Origin of the sequence: Microbacterium azadirachtae, from assembly GCF_000956545.1 — a bacterium.
Taxonomy (GTDB): domain Bacteria; phylum Actinomycetota; class Actinomycetes; order Actinomycetales; family Microbacteriaceae; genus Microbacterium; species Microbacterium azadirachtae.
Window position 1 is genome coordinate 147,660 of the sequence record NZ_JYIT01000083.1, and the last position, 16,057, is coordinate 163,716.

Consider the following 16,057-nt stretch of genomic DNA (forward strand, 5'->3'; position numbering starts at 1 on the left):
TGTGATCACGCCTCGTCCGGGAGTTCCCGGGGGTGGACCACCAGGACCGGTGCGTGCGCGTGCAGGACGCACGCGGCGCTCACCGAGCCGAGCAGCAGGCCGACGAAGCCGCCGTGGCCGCGGTTGCCCAGGACGAGCATCTCGCAGGTCCTGCTCATCTCGATCAGGGTGCGCGCCGGCGGTCCGCCGGCCACGGTGCGGATCAGCCCCGCCGGCGGGTCGTCGCCGAACGCCTGGTCGACGGCCGCCGCCAAGGTGTCCGTCGCATCCTGTTCGGGCGTCCACTCCATCACGAGTCTCGCGCCCGAGAGCGATGAGTAGTACCACGTGGTGACGGCCTCGAGCGGGGCGTCCAGGGCGTCCGCGAGCCGGGCCGCGTAGCGGAGTGCGGCGATCGAGGAATCCGACCCGTCGACGCCGACGATGATGCGCTTTCTCTCGTTGGTTTCCATGGGATCACGCTCCTCCGTGCGTCGCCCCGCGGTCGGGACGAAGGTCATCCGGATCCGCTCAGTCGGCGGTCTCGACGTCGAAGTCGAAGACGAGGCGGGCGGGCACGGTGCCGTCGAGCACCTCCTGCATCGACGTGGCCGCCGAGGAGAGATCGCGGGTCTGGGCCACGACGGTGGTGCGCCCCAGCGCGTGCAGGCGGAACACTTCGGCGAGGTCTTCCCTCGTGCCGACGATGGATCCGATGATCTGGATGCCGTTGAGCACCGTGTCGAAGACGGGGAACGTCAGCGTGCCGTCCTTGGGAAGGGACACGAGCACGAGCCGGCCACCGCGCGCGAGGGCTCGATAGGACTGATCGAACACCGCCGGCGCGACGGCGAGCACGATGCAGGCGTCGGCGCCGCCGAGCGCTGTGATCGCGGCGACCGGGTCGGTCTCGGCCGCGTTGACGACGTGGTCCGCGCCGAGCATCGTGGCGAGCTTCAGCTTCTCGTCGCTCACATCCACCGCGATGACCTCGGCGCCGACCAGCCGGGCGTACTGGATCGCCAGGTGTCCGAGGCCGCCGATGCCGAACACGGCGACGCGCTCGGACGGCGTCACCCGCGCGGCCTTGATCGCCGCATACGTCGTCACGCCGGCGCAGGTCAGCGGCGCGGCGTCGAGCGAGGTGACGGCGTCAGGAACGGGGACGGCGAAACGGGCATCGATCACCGCGTACTCGGCATGAGCGCCGTTCACCGCGTAGCCGGTGTTCTTCTGGGCGAGGCAGAGGTTCTCCCGCCCCGTCACGCAGTACCGGCAGGAGCCGCAGGCCGAGCCGAGCCAGGCCAGCGCGACGCGGGTGCCGATCGACGGCGCGGAGACCCCCTCGCCCAGCCCGTCGACGCGGCCGATCCCCTCGTGCCCGGGGATGAACGGCAGAGACGGCTTCACCGGCCAATCGCCGTGCGCGGCATGGATGTCGGTGTGGCAGAGGCCGCTCGTCTCGATGCGCACGAGAACCTGCCCGGGCCCCGGAACGGGGACGGGGACCTCCTGCACGGCGATGGGCTCCGTGAACGAGGACACCACGGCGGCGCGCATGGTCGCCGGCGTGGAACCGCGCTTCTCGTCCGTCGTCGGAGCCGCCGCCGGGGGCGCTGCCGCGGGAGCCGCGCCGGCCACCGCAACCGCAGCACCGCTCCGGGATGCGCTCAGTGCGACGACCTCGGCGAGGCGCGGCACGCGCACGTTCCAGTTCAGGTCCCGCCTGATGCGCCGCCGCAACGCGTCGGCGGCGGTCGGTTCGCCGTGGGTCAGGAAGACCTGTCGAGGCGCTGTGGGCGCAGTCCGCATCCATTCCACGATCTGTCCGGCGTCGGCGTGCGCGGACATCATCTCGAGCGAATGCACCTCCGCCAGGATCGGGATGTCCTGCCCGTAGATGCGCAGCGTGCGCTCTCCGCGCTGCAGGGCGTCCCCGCGAGTCCCCCCGGCCTGGAACCCGGTCAGCACGATCGCGTTCCGGGGATCCGGCCCGTACGACGCGATGTGGTGCAGGATCCGTCCTCCCTCGAGCATGCCGCTGGCCGAGATGATGATCGCCGGTCCTCCCCGGGTGTTGAGCGCCTTGGACTCCTCGACGGAGTGCACGAGCGTGGCGCCCTCGTACATGCGGTGGAACTCCTCGGGCGAGATCCGGTGCTCTTCGGGGTGGCGGGCGTACATCTCCGCGCCGCTCACCGCCATCGGGCTGTTCAGGAACACCGGCACCTCGGGGATCCGTCCGGTGGCGCGCAGCCGACTGAGGTGGAGCAGCAGCGACTCGGCGCGGCCGATCGCGAACGCGGGCAGCAGCACGACGCCCCCGCGCGCGCAGACGCGCGTGATGATGTCGGCCAGGGCGGCCTCGGCATCCGTGCCCGGATGCGTCCGATCGCCGTATGTGGACTCCGACACGAGCACATCCGTCTGCTCCAATGCCCGCGGCGGGCGCATCAGCGCATCGTCCGTGCGTCCGAGGTCGCCGGTGAAGTGCACCCGGCAGCCGTCCGCCTCCAGCAGCACCTGCGCCGCGCCGAGGATGTGCCCGGCCGGTACGAACGTGACCCGGGCATCTCCGATCTCGACCGGGGCGTCGAACGCGTGCGGGGCGAAGTGCTCGACTGCGGCGGTCGCGTCCTCCTCGGTGTACAGCGGCAGCGGGCGCGCATGCGTGGAGCTGTGGCGCCGCGCCGCGTACGAGGCCTGCTCCTCCTGCAGGCGTCCGCTGTCCGGCAGGATGAGGGTGCTGAGCTCGGCGGTGCCGGTGGTGGTGTGGATCGGGCCGTCGAAGCCGTCGCGCACCAGCGCCGGCAGATAGCCGGTGTGGTCCAGGTGCGCGTGGGTGATGACGACGGCGTCGATGCTCGACGGGTCGACGGGGAACCGGGCCCAGTTGCGCTCGCGCAGGGTCTTGTAGCCCTGGAAGAGACCGCAGTCGATGAGGATCCGCGTCGTGCCGGTGTCGACGAGGTAGCGGGATCCGGTGACCGTGTCGGTCGCCCCGAGGAATCTCAGTGTGGCGCTCATGCTGCGACTCCACACCCGCCGGGCGTCCCCGTGCGGGACTTTGGTCACCCGAGGGACGGAACGTCAGGGGCGGGCGTCGCCGCCGCGTGGCAGCGGTGCGCTCCAGCGCACGCGGACGCCGCCCTCCTCGCGGTTCGCGACCGTGAACGCGCCGCCCAGGCGTTCCGCTCTCGCGGCGAGGTTCGAGATGCCGCTGGCGTCGATCGTCGGGGGCAGGCCGTCGCCGTCGTCCTCGATCATGGCGACGACCTCCGCCTCCGAGACCACCACGGTGACCAGCGCCGTGGTGGCGTTCGCATGCCGGGTGATGTTCGCGAGCGACTCGCGCACGACGGCGACGAGATCGTCTGCGAGGTCTCCGGTGACCGCGAGGTCGATGGGGCCGGTGAAGCTGATCCGGGGGCGCGGGGACACCCCCGAGACCAGCGCGAGCAGGCGACTGCGGAGGGCGTCATCGCTGTCCGGGCGATGCCGCAGAGCGAAGATCGCGGTCCGGATGTCCGCGATGGCCCCGTCGACCTCGTCGATGTGCCGCTCGAGGGCCACCGCGAGCGACGGATCGGCGGCCGCGATCCCCTGCAAGCCCAGCGTCGTCGCGAACAGCCGCTGGATGACGTGGTCGTGGAGGTCGCGGGCGATGCGCCCTCGGTCTTCGACGATCTCGAGCCGCTGGTGCTGCTCTCGGGCCCTGGCCAGTGAGATCGCGATCCCCGCCTGGGAGGCGAAGTCGGAGATGGTGAGGAGCTCGGCCGGGCTGTAGGTGGCGCTGCCCCGGGACACGCAGAGTGCGCCGACGGGGGCGCCGGCCACGACCAGCGGGACCGCGACCGTGTGGCCGAAAGGGCGCAGGACGGCGTCGACGGGTGCGGGAAGCCGCTCGACGATCAGCGCGTTCTCTCTTATCGCCCGCGCCGGGAGCGCACCCTCGGCGGGATAGTGGGTTCCCTCGATCGCCGGGCCCCCCGGGCCCCGGGCGACATCGATGCGCAGGCGGTCGTCCTCCTCCGGCGTGATGATCGCGACGAGCTCGGCCGGCACGACGGTCGCGACGGCGTCGGCGACGATGCCGAGCGCGTCCCCGCTGTCGGGCGACAGCAGGGCTGCGGTGATGCCCGAAAGGGCCGCGCCGAGCCGTTCACGACGGTGCGTCTCGGCATACAGGCGCGCGTTCTCGATCGCCACCCCTGCGGTGACGGCGAGCGCTTCGATGATCTCCTGGTCCTCGTCGGAGAAGCGCTCCTTCTGCGGGTCCGTGAGGTAGAGGTTGCCGAAGGTCCGCCCCCTGACGCGGATCGGAACGCCGAGGAAGGCGTCCATCGGTGGATGGTGCGCGGGGAAGCCGACCGAGCGGGGATCGTCGGCGATCCGCGGGATCCGGATGGTCTGTCCCTGCTCGATCACGGCGCCGAGCAGTCCGTGCCCCGTCGGCGGAGCGCCGATCTCCTGCACGACCTCGTCGGCGATCCCCTCGTGGATGAACCGTTCGAGCAGCCCGTCCTCATCGATCACGCCGAGGGCGCCGTACCGTGCGCCGACGAGCTCGATCGCGGCGCGAACGATCCGGCGGAGCATCGCATCGAGGTCCAGGTCCTCGCTCACCGCACGGGTGGCGCCGAGCAGGCTCCGCAGCCGACCCTGAGCCGCGAGCACCTGCTGGGCGCGGTCCATCAGCTCCGCGATGGTCCGCTCCAGCTCGAGGCGGGGGACATCGGGGAACGTGAGAGGCTCTTCGTCCATCGCCGCCGTCCTGCCGTTGACACTACGGAGTCTAGGCATCCGAGGGACCTACGGCCTGTGGATCCGCTGTCGCGGTGCGGCATGATGAGCGCAGAGCAAGGGGAGATCCGATGAGCGGTGTGTTTCTCGTCGACGATCACGAGATCGTCCGTCAGGGGCTCGCGGGAGTGATCCAGGGCCAATCTGACCTGACGGTCGTGGGAGAGGCAGCCAGTGTCCATGACGCGCTCGGGCGGATCGCCGCGACGCAGCCCGACGTCGCGGTGCTCGACGTCCGCCTCCCCGACGGCAACGGGATCGATCTGTGCCGGCAGCTCCGTCAGGACTTCCCGCGCGTGCGGTGCCTCATCCTGACGGCCTACGACGACGACGACGCGATGTTCGCCGCCGTGATGGCAGGCGCCGCCGGGTATCTCCTGAAGAGCGTCCGCGCCGCCGAGCTGCTCGAGGCGATCCGCGGCGTCGCCGCGGGGCGCCGGCTCCTGCACCCGAGCGCGGAGCGTACCGCGATGCAGCGCATGCGCGATGCCCCCGGGGAGGACCCCCGCTTCGGATCCCTGGGGCTGCGGGAACGGCAGATCCTCGCCCTCATCGCCGACGGTCTCACCAACCGGCAGATCGGAGAACGGCTGGGGCTCGCGGAGAAGACGGTCAAGAACTACGTGTCGGGGCTGCTCAGCAAGCTGGGACTGGACCACCGCACGCAGGCGGCCGTCTTCGAGATCGAGCGCGGCCGGCGCCACGAGGGCTAGCTCCGACGAGGTCGACCCCGTTCGTCAGCCCTTCCGCTTCTCGTGGCGCACGATGAGCACCGGGCAGTGCGCGTGCGTCGCGCAGGTCGCGCTCACAGAGCCGAGCAGAAGACCGGCGAAGCCGCCGCGGCCCCGGCTGCCCAGCACGAGCATCTCCGCGTCGCGGCTCTCGTCGATCAGCACGGACGGCGGCGGGCCAGCGATCACCGCAGCGCTCAACGATGCCGGGGGATCCTCGCCGAACACGTCCTTGATCGCCGCGTCCAGAAGCACCGCCGTCTCTTCGTCCGGCGAACGATCGGGCGTCGGGTACAGATCGATCAGAGCAGCGTAGTCCCACGTCATGACGACGCGGAGAGGGCGGTCGAGCGCTTCGGAGAGCGTGGCCGCGTAGCGGAGGGCGTCGAGCGAGGGTTCCGATCCGTCGACGCCGACGAGGATCGGCGCGTTCGCAGTGGTGTTCATGCCCTCACCCTGCGACGCGTTCCGCAGGCGCGCCGGGACGAAAGTCACTTGCCGCCGTCGAGGGGGAGCGCAAGGCTGGAGGGACGCAGAGATGTGCCGTCGGGGAGGAGAACGCGAGAGCATGGTGTGGAAGACGATGAGGCGGCAACCCGCGATCCCCCTCGCCCTCCTCACCCTCGTCGTGGTCCTGGTGCTCGATGCGACCGGCCATCACGCCGCGGCCCGCTGGCTCGCGACGATCGTCGTCGGCGCCTTTGTGGTCTGGACCCTCGTCGGGATGATCCGCGAGATGATCCGCGGCCGGTTCGGACTCGACGTCCTCGCGATCGTGGCGATGGCCGCCACCCTCCTCGTCGGCGAGTATGTGGCCGCGCTCATCATCGTGCTGATGCTCTCGGGGGGCGAGGCGCTGGAGGACTTCGCCGCCCGCCGCGCCAAGCGCGAGCTCACCGCGCTCCTCGAACGGTCGCCGCAGAGCGCGCACGTCGTCTCGGTCGACGGTGAGGACGGTGCCGAGAGCGTCCGCGATCTGCCGGTCGACGACGTCGCCGTCGGCGATTTCCTCCTCATCCGTCCGTCCGAGATCGTGCCCGTCGACAGTGAGATGGTCACGGACGAGGCGTCGTTCGACGAGTCCTCGCTCACCGGGGAGAGCCTGCCGGTGACGCGCCGCACGGGCGAGATCCTGCTGTCGGGCGCGGTCAACGGAAGTCGCGTCGTCCGGGCGCGCGCCGTGCGGCGCAGCGCCGACAGCCAGTACCAGCAGATCCTGATGCTGGTGCGCGAGGCGCAGGAGTCGCGCGCACCCGTGGTGCGGCTCGCCGACCGGTTCGCGATCCCGTTCACCGTCGTCTCGCTGCTGCTCGGAGGAATCGCGTGGGCGGTGTCCGGGGACGCCGTGCGGTTCGCCGAGGTGCTGGTGCTCGCCACGCCGTGCCCGCTGCTGATCGCCGCGCCCGTCGCGTTCCTCGGCGGGCTGTCGCGGTCGGCGAAGGCGGGGATCGTGCTCAAGGGGGGAGCGGTCATCGAGACCCTCTCGCGGGTGCGGTCGGCGGCGTTCGACAAGACCGGCACGCTCACCCGCGGTCGTCCGGCACTGATCGACGTCCGCCCCGAGGCGGGATTCTCGGCCGACGAGGTGCTGCAGCTGGCCGCATCGGCGGAGCAGTACTCCTCGCACGCGCTCGCCGAGGGGATCCGCGCGGCAGCCCGGTCCCGGGGGCTCGCTCTGCTGACCGCGGAGGACGCCGGCGAGGTCGCGACCAACGGCGTCATGGCGCGCATCGGAGGACGGGTGGTTGTCGTCGGAAAGCCCGCATACGTCGCGTCGCTCGTGCCGGCGTTCTCGCGCACCGACCTCGCGCCGGGGGAGGCGGCCGCCTATGTCGCGATCGACGGCCGTCACGCCGGGACGCTGGTGCTGGCCGATGCGCCTCGCGCCGAGTCTCGAGGCGTGGTCGCATGGCTGGCGCGCCACGGCATCGACCGTGTGGCGATGCTCACCGGCGACGCGCACGCGACGGCTGCGTCGATCGCCGAGACGGTCGGCATCGACGAAGTGCACGCCGAGCTCCTTCCCGACGACAAGGTGCGCCTCGCCCGGGACCTGCGTCCGCGCCCGCTCGTGATGGTCGGCGACGGAGTGAACGACGCCCCCGTGCTCGCCGCCTCGGACGTCGGGATCGCGATGGGAGCCAAGGGTGCGACCGCGGCGGGGGAGGCCGCCGACGCCGTGATCCTCGTGGACTCCCTCGCCAAGGTGGTTCACGCGGTCGAGATCGGCAGGCACACGGTGCGCGTGGCGCTGACGGCGATCTGGATCGGGATCGCGCTCAGCATCACGCTCATGGTCGTCGCCATGAGCGGCGTGATCCCTGCCGTCGCGGGGGCGCTGATCCAGGAGCTGGTCGATCTCGCCACGATCCTCTACGCCCTGCGCGCCCTTCGCGGCCCGCTGACGCCGGAGAGCGCGCTGACGGAGTCCGCGACCGAACCGGGACCAAAGGCCCGTGCCGACCACGATGAGAGGACCAGGCTGTGAGCATGAGCGAGACCCCGCAGAACCATCCCGCTTCCGCCTCCGAACGCGTCGTCCCCGACGCGGACCTGCGGAGCATCGACGCCTGGTGGCGGGCGGCGAACTACCTCAGCGTCGGACAGATCTACCTGCTGGACGACCCGTTGCTGCGCCGGCCTCTCGTGCCCGAGGACGTCAAGCCGCGACTGCTCGGGCACTGGGGCACCACGCCGGGGCTGAACTTCCTCTATGCGCATCTCAACCGGGTCATCCGGGATCGCGCGCTCAGCTCGATCTTCGTCACAGGGCCGGGTCACGGCGGGCCGGGCATGGTCGCCAACACCTATCTGGACGGCACGTACTCGGAGGTGTATCCGCGTATCACGCGCGACGAGGACGGCGTGCGTGCGCTGTTCCGTCAGTTCTCGTTCCCGGGAGGGATCCCGAGCCACGTCGCGCCCGAGACGCCGGGGTCGATCCACGAGGGCGGCGAGCTCGGCTACTCGCTCAGCCACGCGTTCGGCGCCGCCTTCGACAACCCGGAGCTGGTCGTGACCTGCGTCGTGGGCGACGGCGAAGCGGAGACGGGACCGGCGGCGACGGGCTGGCACTCGAACAAGTTCCTCGACCCGGTGCAGGACGGCACGGTGCTGCCGATCCTGCACCTGAACGGCTACAAGATCGCGAACCCGACGGTGCTGGCACGCATCCCGGAGCGCCGTCTGGTCGAGCTGTTCCGCGGTTACGGCTACACCCCCTACGTGTTCACAGCGGGGTTCGACGGTGAGGATCCGATCAGCATCCATCGCCGGTTCTCGGCGCTGCTCGAGTCCGTCTTCGACGAGATCGCGCGGATCCGGGCGGACGCGCGGGCGGGCCGCTACCACTCGGACGACCCGGTGACGGCGACCCCGGAGTGGCCGATGATCATCCTGCGCACGCCCAAGGGATGGACCGGCCCGCACGAGGTCGACGGCGTGCTCGTGGAGGGGACGTACCGCGCCCACCAGGTGCCGCTCGCCAGCGCACGGGACACACCGGAGCATCTCCGGATCCTCGAAGAGTGGATGCGGCGGTATCGCCCCGAGGAGCTGTTCGACGACGCCGGGGCGCCCTCCGCGTCGATCGATCGACTCGCCCCCCAGGGCGAGCTCCGCATGAGCGCGAACCCCGTGGCCAACGGGGGGCTGCTGCGCACTCCGCTGTCGCTTCCGGACTTCCGCGACTTCGCCGTGGACGTGCCGTCACCCGGCGCCACGACGGCGGAGGCGACGCGAGTGCTCGGCACCTGGCTCGCCGAGGTCATCCGACGCAACCCCTCCACGTTCCGGATCTTCGGTCCTGACGAGACCGCCTCCAACCGCCTCGCGCCTCCGGTCTACGAGGCGACCCAGAAGCAGTGGGCCGCGGCGATCCTCCCCACCGACGACCACCTCGCCCGCGTCGGCCGGGTGATGGAGATGCTCAGCGAGCATCAGTGCCAGGGGTGGCTCGAGGGGTACTTGCTGACCGGTCGCCACGGCCTGTTCACCTGCTACGAGGCCTTCATCCACATCGTGGACTCGATGTTCAACCAGCATGCGAAATGGCTCAAGGTGACCAGGCGGATCCCCTGGCGGCGGCCGATCTCGAGCCTCAACTACCTGCTGACGAGCCACGTGTGGCGGCAGGACCACAACGGCTTCAGCCACCAGGATCCGGGCTTCATCGACCACGTCGTGAACAAGAGCGCGGAAGTCGTGCGCGTGTACCTGCCGTTCGATGCGAACACGCTGCTGTCCACGTACGACCACTGCCTCCGCTCGGTCGACTACGTCAACGTCGTCGTCGCGGGCAAGCAGCCCGCCGCGAACTGGCTCACCATGGACGAGGCCGTCGACCACTGCACGCGGGGCCTCGGGATCCTGGAGTGGGCGGGGACGGAGATGACCGGGCAGGATCCGGACGTGGTCCTCGCCGCAGCCGGTGACATCCCCACCCTGGAGGTGCTCGCGGCCGCCCAGATCCTGCGCGAAGCGCTTCCCGACCTGCGGGTGCGGGTGGTCAACGTCGTCGACCTGATGAGGCTGCAGTCCGAGAGCGAGCATCCGCACGGACTGCCGGACCGGGAGTTCGACGCGATCTTCACGGTGGATCGCCCGGTCGTCTTCGCGTATCACGGCTATCCCTGGCTCATCCACCGGCTCGCCTACAAGCGCCACGGCCACGACAACCTCCATGTGCGCGGGTACAAGGAGAACGGCACGACCACCACGCCGTTCGACATGGTCATGCTCAACCACCTGGACCGGTACCAGCTAGCGATCGACGCGATCGACCGCGTGCCGGGCCTCGCCCAGCGCTGCGCCGGGCTGCGTCAGGAGCTCCAGGACGCGCGGCTGCGTGCTCGCGCGTACACCCGCGAGCACGGCGAGGACATCCCCGAGGTGGCCGACTGGAGCTGGAGCGGCGCCCGCTGAGCGGACGGCCCGCCCCGGGGATCCGCGGTGACCACGGGACCTTCGGCCCATCGTCGGCGGCGAGGGCGGATCATCATCGGGGCATGGACATCGAAGAAGGACGGGAGCCGACACGGGCTCTCACCGAGAGCGAGTGCTGGGAGCGGATCCTCGCCGCGCCGTACGGCCGCATCGCCGCGGCCGCGGCGGACGAGATCGACATCTTCCCGATCAACCACGCGGTGCTCGACGGCGCGATCGTCTTCCGCACTGCGGCGGGAACCAAGCTGCTGGAGCTGACCATCCGGCAGCGCGTCGCGTTCGAGGTCGACGGCGCCGACGCCGCCGAGGCCTTCAGCGTCGTGGTCAAGGGCGAGGCGGAGGAGTTCGATCGTGACGCCGAGACCCTGGCTGCCGAAGACACCGGGGTCACGCCCTGGGCGCCCGAGTCGAAGGACCGGTGGGTGCGGATCACACCCACCGGCGTCTCCGGTCGGACGTTCCGTCGTCGCTGATCAGCCCCACGCCGCGGCGCGCGGCACCACGAGCGCCGGAACCGGGGAGTTGCGCACGATCTTCACGCCGTGCGAGCCGAGGAACACGCGGGCGATCGGGTTCAGGCTGCTCGAGCCGACGACGAGGAGCTCGCCCTCGCCCCAGCCGATGTCGTCGATCGCGGCGGCCCAGGAGCCGCCGACGCCGATCACGGCGTCATCGACGCGCGGGCGGGGGTCCAGCTCCTCGACCTCGTCGATGATCGCCGACGCGTGGCGCCGGATCTGCTCCACCCACTCGATCAGCACGGGGTCCTCGGCGCGGCCGCCCGCACCCGAGAGGATGCCGGTCTCGGCCTCGGGTCGCACCGCGAACGAGGCGATCCGCAGCGCGCCGCCGGCGCGGGCGGCGACCGTCGCCGCGCCGAGCACCAGGTCCTCCGCGGCCTCGGTCCCGCCGTAGCCCGCGGTGAGCCGCACGATCCGCGAGTCCAGGTCCGCGCGGTAGCCGACGGGCGCGATCGCGACGGGCACCGGCGACGCATGCAGTAGGGCTTCGGACACGGCCCCGAGGGCGATGCGTCCCGTCTCGCCCTGCGCCGACGAGCCGAGCACGAGGGCATCGGGCGCCTCCTGCTCCGCGAGCTCGAGCAGTCCGCGCCGGGCCGACGAGGCCTCGTGCACGAGATAGCGCGCCTTCACCTGGCCGCCGAAGACGCTCGCGGCGTGGTCCAGCACCAGATCGGCGGCGGCATGGTGGTGCTCGCGCCATTCGTGGTCGACGCTGGCGCGCGACGGAGGCCAGGCCGACGCCACGACCGCGGCGACCACGAGATCGGTCTGCAGCGAGTTCGCGAGCTGAGCGGCGAGCGCGAGCACCGATTCGGAGCGGCGGCCGGTGTCGACGCCGACGAGGACGCTCATCGCTCGACCCCGTCGTGCGTGCCGGGCTGGCGCACCACGGCCGTGAACGGCACATCGGGGTCGCCGAGCTCGTTGCCCGGCTCCAGGATCGAGCGTCGTCGACCGTAGAAGAAGTAGAACACCAGGAACACGGCGACCCAGATCGCGAACACCGCGATCGTGATCGGGCGCAGCTGCGTGATGATCCAGATGCAGCCGAGGATCGAGAGGATCGGCGTGATCGGGTACAGCGGCACCTTGAAGCCGCGCTCCAGCTCGGGCTCGCGCACGCGGAGGATGATGAGGCCGACCGACACGACGAGGAAGGCGGCGAGGGTGCCGATGCTCGTCATCTCGGCGAGGAAGTTGATCGGGATCACGCCGGCGAGCACCGCGACCACGGTCGACACGATGATGGTGTTCTGGATCGGGGTGCGGGTGCGCTCGTTGACCTTCGCGAACACCTTCGGCACCATCCCGTCGCGCGCCATGGCGAACAGGATCCGGGTCTGCCCGTAGATCGTCACGAGGGTCACGCTGAAGATCGAGATCACGGCGCCGGCCGCGAGCACGGTGCCGGGCCAGGAACTGCCGATGACGTGGGTGAGGATCTCGGAGAGCCCGGCCTCCTGGTTCTCGAACTTCTTCGGATCCTGCGCCCCGATGCCCACCACGGCGACGCCGATGTAGAGCGTGATGACGACGAGGAGCGCCCCGATGATCGCCAGCGGCAGGTTGCGCCGGGGGTTCTTCGCCTCCTCGCCCGCGGTGGAGACCGCGTCGAGGCCGACGAAGGAGAAGAAGATCACGCCCGCGCCGGCCGCGATGCCGCCGATCCCGTACGGCGCGAAGTCGGCGAAGTGATCCGAGTTCCAGCCCGTGACGCCCACGGCGATGAAGAACAGCAGCACGGCGATCTTGATGCACACCATGATCGCGTTCGTCAGCACCGACTCCCTGGTGCCGCGGATCAGCAGGACCGCGCAGAGCGCGACCAGGATCACGGCGGGGAGGTTCACGACGCCGCCCTCCTCGGGGGCGTTGCTGAGCGCGGCGGGCAGGTGCCAGCCGAACAGGTTCCCGATGAGCTCGTTCACATACTGCGACCAGCCCACCGCGACCGCCGCGGCGGAGACCGCATACTCGAGCAGCAGGCACGCGCCGACGACCATCGCCGTGCCCTCGCCGAGGGTCGCGAACGCGTAGGAGTACGTGGATCCGGAGACGGGGACGGCGCCGGCCAGCTCCGCGTAGCAGAGCGCGGTGAGTCCGGCGACGATGCCGGCGATGACGAACGACCACACCACGGCGGGCCCCGCGAGCGGCACCGCCTGCGACATGATGAAGAAGATCCCCGTGCCGATCGTGGCGCTGATGCCGATCGCCATGAGGGGGAAGAGGCCGATCGTGCGTCTCAGCGGGGAGTCCCCCGATTCTCGCGGGATCGGCTTTCGTCGCAGGAGCTGCTGGGCGATCGACGTCATGGTGCTGCGTCCTTTCAGGGCGGCGGCATCGTCGCGCGTCGCCCGCTCGTTCGGACCGGGACCGGTCCTGGCTGGTGTCGATCGGGGGTGCACCCACGGTAGTCCCACGGATCGCCCTCGCTCCACTCGAAGACGGCGGATCGTGGACGAGCGCCCGATCGACGAGGTCTAGCCGTGGTCGCCGACGACCACGCGCACCCCGTCCACGAGGGCGTCGACGGCGCCGCGCACGTACCCGCCGGGCGTCGCCGCGATCCCGCGGAGGAACGCGATCGTCTCCGCCGTCAGCACCTCGCCGGGCAGCACGTTCGGGATCCCCGGCGGGTACGCCGCGAGGGAGTCGGCGGAGACGCGTCCGACAGCGTCGGCCGCCGGGACGACCTCGGTGTGGGCGAACGCCGCATCGCGGGGCCGCATCACCCCCGGCCCGGGCGACGGCAGCGACACGGACGCGGCGTCGCCGCGCGCGGCGAGGGCGCCCACGGGCTGCAGCGCCTCGAGCGCCGCCACGAAGCGGGCCGGATCCGGTGTCGTGCCGGGGCCCACGAAGGCGACGATGCAGGATCCGGTCGAGATCTCGGTCATGATCCCGGCGGTGCGCAGCAGCTCCTCGCGCACGGAGTGCCCGTGCAGGCCCGCGGCGCCGACGTCGATCGATACCCGGAGCGGATCGTGGCCGACGATGTCGGGGAAGGCGTCGAAGCCGTCGCTCACGATCGGGAAGCGCCCGGTCGCGCGCACCGCGTCGCGCAGCGCCGCGGCCGCGGCGATCGATGCGCCGATGCGGTCGTGGCCGTCCTCGAGCGCCGCCCGCGCGAGGTCGAGCGAGGCGAGCAGCAGGGAGCTCGCGCTCGTGGACTGCGTGAACATGAAGGCGCGGTCGATGAGCGGCTCCAGCTCGTCCGCGTACGGGCTGTCGGCGAGGTGCAGCATGGCGGACTGGGTGAGGCTGCCGCCCATCTTGTGCGTCGACGAGACGACGAGGTCGGCCCCGAGCGCGATCGGGTTGGCGGGGAGCTCCGGGTGGAATCCGAAGTGCGCGGCCCAGGCGGCGTCGACGACCAGCGGCACTCCGGCCTCATGGCAGACGGCCGCGATGCCCTGCACATCGGCGACCGCGCCGAAGTAGCTCGGGCTGATGATGTAGGCCGCCTTCGCGTCCACGCCCTCGAGCGCTTCGCGCATGGCCTCGGGCGTGACCCCGTGGTTGATGCCGTGGTGGGCGTCGATCGTGGGCTGCACGAAGCGCGGGTCCAGTCCGCCGAGGATGATGCCGTCGAAGAAGCTCGAGTGCGCGCTGCGCTGCGCGACCACGATCTCGTCGGGGGTGCGGAACGCGGACAGGGCGAGGGCGGTCATGCGGTTCGCCTCGGACGCGCCGTTGGTGAGGAACCAGGTGCGGCGTGCGCCCCACGCCCGCGCCGCGGCCTCGCGCGCCTCCTCGAGCGGGTTCTCCCGGCCCTTGTCGATGCCGTCGAGCAGGGGCTCCACGTCGTAGCGCAGCACGTCCTCGCCGAAGAAGTCCGCGAGCAGGGGAGCGGCGGCGGGATCCGCGCTGTGCCCGGGCACGTTGAGGCGCTGCAGGTCGCGGGCGGCGAATCGGCGGAGGGCGTCGGCGTAGGGCGTGGTCGTCACGGATCGATTCTGGCGACGCGGGCTACGATGAGGAATAGAGACATATCTTCATTGATCGATACCCACTATGGAGCGCGGCATGCTCGACCTGAGGCAGCTCAGAGCCCTGCGCAGCGTGGCGGAGGAGGGATCCGTCCTGCGCGCGGCGACGGCGCTGCACTGGAGCCAGCCGACGGTGACGCACCACCTCCGCGGTCTCGAACGCGAGCTGGGCGCTCCGGTCGTGACGAGCGGATCCGGCGGCACCCGGCTCACCCCGGTCGGCGAGGCGATGCTGCCGCACGCCGTGGCGATGCTCGACCGGGCGGAGCGCGCCGTCGACGAGGTGCGCGAGCTCGTCGCCGCGGGCCGGCGGCGCATCGCGATCGGCGTGTTCCCCTCCGCCGGAGCGCGCCTGCTGCCCCAGGTGGTGCGTGCGCTGCAGCAGGCGGGCTTCGAGCCCGTGGTCTCCGAGGCCGAGCTGGATCCGCTCATGGCGGCCGTCGCGGGGCTCCGCCTCGACGCCGCCATCGTGTACGACGCGCCGGGGCGGCCGACGATCCTGCCGCCCGGCTTCCGGATGATCCCGGTGCGCCAGGAGCACCTCGCGGTGATCGTGCCCCCCGCGCATCCCCTCGCCGGGCGCGCGGGCGTGCCGCTCGCCGACCTCCGCGGCGAGGCGTGGATCGCCGGCGCCACGGACGAGGATCCCGTGGACGCCGCGCTCGCCCGGGCCGCGGAACAGGCGGGCTTCGCTCCGCGGATCGCCATGCGCAGCGACGACTACGCGGTGGTGGCGGCGTACGTCGCCGCCGGGTTCGGGGTCGCGCTCGTGCCGGAGCTCGCGCTGCCTGCGCACCTGGACGCGGTTGCGACCGTGGAGATCGCCGACGCCGTGTTCGAGCGGCGCATCTTCCTCGTGACGGCGCCCACGGTGGACGCGTCCGCGCGCGCGGCACTGGAGCGGGCGCTGCGGGCCTCGACGGACGCGTAAGCCGCGACCGTCACGGATCCGTCTCCTCGTCCGTCGCGAACTGGTCCGCCGTCACCCACAGGATCACGGCCAGGTCCCAGGCCGCGCCTGTGACGATCGGCCGCCGCGGCGGGGTCGCGTCGTCGTCCTCGGATGGGGCGTCGGGCATCTTTC

Annotated in this window: 13 protein-coding genes; 5 read left to right on the forward strand and 8 right to left on the reverse strand. The window is 71.4% G+C overall.

Annotated features, from left to right (window positions below):
- Positions 1-5 precede the first annotated feature (5 nt).
- From RL72_RS14720 to RL72_RS14735, 3 genes are all read right to left on the reverse strand, one after another.
- The gene (locus tag RL72_RS14720) at positions 6-452 is read right to left on the reverse strand and encodes a universal stress protein (protein ID WP_045251679.1); all 447 of its coding nucleotides are present in this window, start codon (positions 450-452) and stop codon (positions 6-8) included.
- Positions 453-510: 58 nt separating this feature from the next.
- The gene (locus RL72_RS20650) at positions 511-3,006 is read right to left on the reverse strand and encodes a zinc-binding dehydrogenase (protein ID WP_082072423.1); all 2,496 of its coding nucleotides are present in this window, start codon (positions 3,004-3,006) and stop codon (positions 511-513) included.
- Between the two features lie 63 nt (positions 3,007-3,069).
- Positions 3,070-4,743: a sensor histidine kinase gene (locus tag RL72_RS14735; protein ID WP_052674450.1), complete on the reverse strand. Its 1,674-nt coding sequence runs from the start codon at positions 4,741-4,743 to the stop codon at positions 3,070-3,072.
- A gap of 110 nt (positions 4,744-4,853) precedes the next feature.
- Between RL72_RS14735 and RL72_RS14740 the strand changes: the two genes are divergently transcribed.
- Complete coding sequence (locus tag RL72_RS14740; RefSeq protein ID WP_045251596.1) at positions 4,854-5,495, forward strand: response regulator transcription factor; 642 nt, start codon at positions 4,854-4,856, stop codon at positions 5,493-5,495.
- 24 nt (positions 5,496-5,519) lie between these two features.
- Here RL72_RS14740 and RL72_RS14745 read toward each other — a convergent pair whose 3' ends face one another.
- A complete protein-coding gene (locus tag RL72_RS14745; protein ID WP_045251597.1) occupies positions 5,520-5,960 on the reverse strand; it encodes a universal stress protein in 441 nt (146 codons plus the stop codon).
- 136 nt (positions 5,961-6,096) lie between these two features.
- Between RL72_RS14745 and RL72_RS14750 the strand changes: the two genes are divergently transcribed.
- From RL72_RS14750 to RL72_RS14760, 3 genes are all read left to right on the forward strand, one after another.
- A complete protein-coding gene (locus RL72_RS14750; RefSeq protein WP_052674457.1) occupies positions 6,097-8,001 on the forward strand; it encodes a heavy metal translocating P-type ATPase in 1,905 nt (634 codons plus the stop codon).
- Between the two features lie 2 nt (positions 8,002-8,003).
- Positions 8,004-10,436, forward strand: coding sequence for a phosphoketolase family protein (locus RL72_RS14755; RefSeq protein ID WP_045251598.1), 2,433 nt, complete (start codon positions 8,004-8,006; stop codon positions 10,434-10,436).
- Between the two features lie 83 nt (positions 10,437-10,519).
- Complete coding sequence (locus RL72_RS14760; protein ID WP_045251599.1) at positions 10,520-10,930, forward strand: pyridoxamine 5'-phosphate oxidase family protein; 411 nt, start codon at positions 10,520-10,522, stop codon at positions 10,928-10,930.
- Here the strand turns inward: RL72_RS14760 and RL72_RS14765 are convergent, their stop codons facing one another.
- The 3 genes from RL72_RS14765 to RL72_RS14775 form a co-directional block, all read right to left on the reverse strand.
- Positions 10,931-11,833 (reverse strand): universal stress protein, encoded by a 903-nt coding sequence (locus tag RL72_RS14765; RefSeq protein WP_045251600.1) that lies wholly within the window; start codon positions 11,831-11,833, stop codon positions 10,931-10,933. It abuts the gene before it with no gap.
- Positions 11,830-13,296 carry an amino acid permease gene (locus RL72_RS14770; RefSeq protein WP_045251601.1) on the reverse strand — a complete coding sequence of 489 codons (1,467 nt, stop codon included), beginning with the start codon at positions 13,294-13,296 and terminating at the stop codon, positions 11,830-11,832. The genes RL72_RS14765 and RL72_RS14770 overlap by 4 nt, the downstream gene beginning before the upstream one ends.
- A gap of 168 nt (positions 13,297-13,464) precedes the next feature.
- Positions 13,465-14,931, reverse strand: coding sequence for an aminotransferase class I/II-fold pyridoxal phosphate-dependent enzyme (locus tag RL72_RS14775; RefSeq protein WP_248700485.1), 1,467 nt, complete (start codon positions 14,929-14,931; stop codon positions 13,465-13,467).
- Positions 14,932-15,010: 79 nt separating this feature from the next.
- Here RL72_RS14775 and RL72_RS14780 point away from each other — a divergent pair, with 79 nt between their 5' ends.
- A complete protein-coding gene (locus RL72_RS14780) occupies positions 15,011-15,904 on the forward strand; it encodes a LysR family transcriptional regulator (RefSeq protein WP_169748245.1) in 894 nt (297 codons plus the stop codon).
- Between the two features lie 10 nt (positions 15,905-15,914).
- Here RL72_RS14780 and RL72_RS19920 read toward each other — a convergent pair whose 3' ends face one another.
- Positions 15,915-16,052, reverse strand: a complete 138-nt coding sequence (locus RL72_RS19920; protein ID WP_156156811.1) for a hypothetical protein — start codon at positions 16,050-16,052, stop codon at positions 15,915-15,917.
- Between the last annotated feature and the right edge of the window lie 5 nt (positions 16,053-16,057).